Source organism: Sphingomonas sp., assembly GCF_040398505.1.
Lineage (GTDB): Bacteria > Pseudomonadota > Alphaproteobacteria > Sphingomonadales > Sphingomonadaceae > Sphingomonas.
On record NZ_JBBATX010000004.1, the window covers coordinates 48,238 to 50,267 of the forward strand.

The following is a 2,030-nucleotide window of genomic DNA, read 5'->3' on the forward strand; positions in this document are numbered from 1 at the left end:
ACGCCAGCCGTCGAGATCATCGGGTTGGTCCAGCGTTACGACGTGCATCGGCCTGTCTATCTTTGTCATCCCCGCGAAAGCGGGGACCCATCTCCAGATCCCCGAGATGGGTCCCCGCTTTCGCGGGGATGACAAAGATCGGAAAGGCCAGGCACGCTCACGCGGCAAACAACTCCAGTTGCGCCGCTTTGGGGGCAACCACCGGGCGCAGCTCGGCACGGTCGGACAAGGCGACCGGCCGCCAATCCTCGGCGATCAGGAACGGGCGCACCTTCGCCACCGACACCGTCAGCCGCGCGACATCGGCCAGATGCAGCCGCCGCCAGCGCCGCGCGATCAGGATCGCAGCCACCGCCTTCACCCCCAAGCCCGGTACGCGCAGCAGTGCCTCGCGCGGGGCACGGTTGACGTCGACCGGGAAGCTGCCGCGAAACTTGAGCGCCCAGGCAAGTTTCGGATCGATATCGAGCGGCAACATCCCCGTCGTCGCATCCGCCGCCGCGACCACATCGCCCGGCGTGTAGTGATAGAAGCGCATCAGCCAGTCCGACTGATACAGCCGATGCTCGCGCATCAAGGGCGGGCGTTGCAGCGGGAGCACCGCGCTCGCATCGGGAATCGGGCTGAACGCCGAATAGTATACGCGGCGCAGGCCAAACCGGTCGTACAGCGCCGAGGCCTTGGTCACGATATCGCCATCGGTCGCGGCATCGGCCCCGACGATCATTTGCGTCGATTGTCCCGCCGGTGCGAAGCGTGGTGCGGATTTGTAGCGTTTCTTGGCATCCGCCGTATCGAGGATCGCCGCCTTCGTCCCGGCCATCGCATCTTCGATCCGCTCGGCCGACTTTTCGGGCGCGAGCCGCTTGAGCCCCGATACGGTCGGCAATTCGACATTGATCGACAAGCGATCGGCAAACAGGCCGGCGCGATGCACCAGCTCGGCATCGGCATCGGGGATCGTCTTGAGGTGGATGTACCCGCGAAAATGATGATCTTCACGCAGCGACCGCGCCACCTCGACCATTTGCTCCATCGTATAATTGGAGCTGCCGATGATGCCCGACGACAGGAACAGCCCCTCGATATAATTGCGTTTGTAGAAGGACAGCGTCAGCCGCACCACTTCGTCGGCGGTGAAGCGCGCGCGCCGCACGTTCGAGCTCTTGCGGTTGATGCAATAATGACAGTCGAAAATGCAGCTGTTGGTCAGCAGAATTTTGAGCAGACTGATACAGCGCCCGTCGGGGGCATAGGCATGGCAAATCCCCATCCCCTGATCGGTCGATCCGATCCCCTTGCCATCGCGCGAGGTGCGTTTTATCGATCCCGATGACGCGCAGGACGCATCATATTTCGCCGCATCGGCAAGAATCGCGAGTTTCTGCTGGACATCGAGCTGGGCCATGCGTTCCGCTTATGTTCTAAAGCGTTGCGACACAAGCCTCTGATCGGTCGATCCGATGCAACCCTTTGCCGGGACTGAACGTTACGCAGCCACAAGGATCATAAGGGACCGTATTATGCGCAAGATCTTTCTCACCCTCGCCGCCGTTTTGCTCGCAATTCCGGTTTCGATGACGGTTCCGGCCGACAAGGCCGAAGCCAAGAAGCATCGCTATTATGCGCAGGACCGCCGCAAATATCGCTCGTGCCGCCATTCGAGCGGGACGACCGGGCTGGTCGCGGGCGGAGTCGGTGGTGCGCTGGTCGGCAATGCCCTTGGCGGTGGCTTGCTCGGCACGGTAGCGGGCGGCGTCGGGGGTGCGCTCGGCGGGCGCGCGATTGATCGGACGATCACCGCCAAGAAGCGCTGCCGCTAAACGCCCCCGTTCGCCCTGAGCTTGTCGAAGGGCAGTTTGCAACAAGCAGCGTCGGATGTGTGGCGCACAGCCCTTCGACAAGCTCAGGGCGAACGGATGAATCCGTTCACTCGGCGGCGAGGAGCGTTTCCGCGCCGCCGAGATCGACCGACACCAACCGGCTGACCCCCTGTTCGACCATCGTCACGCCGAACAGCCGGTGCATCC

The 2,030-nt window shown here is 63.0% G+C and carries 2 protein-coding genes; one reads left to right on the top strand and one right to left on the bottom strand.

The features are described from left to right. Positions 1-157 precede the first annotated feature (157 nt). The gene (locus tag ABWP09_RS01305; protein WP_353203361.1) at positions 158-1,408 is read right to left on the bottom strand and encodes a putative DNA modification/repair radical SAM protein; all 1,251 of its coding nucleotides are present in this window, start codon (positions 1,406-1,408) and stop codon (positions 158-160) included. A gap of 115 nt (positions 1,409-1,523) precedes the next feature. On the opposite strand from ABWP09_RS01305, the gene ABWP09_RS01310 reads away from it, so the two are divergent. Then, positions 1,524-1,823 (top strand): hypothetical protein, encoded by a 300-nt coding sequence (locus tag ABWP09_RS01310; protein ID WP_353203362.1) that lies wholly within the window; start codon positions 1,524-1,526, stop codon positions 1,821-1,823. The last annotated feature ends 207 nt before the right edge of the window (positions 1,824-2,030 follow it).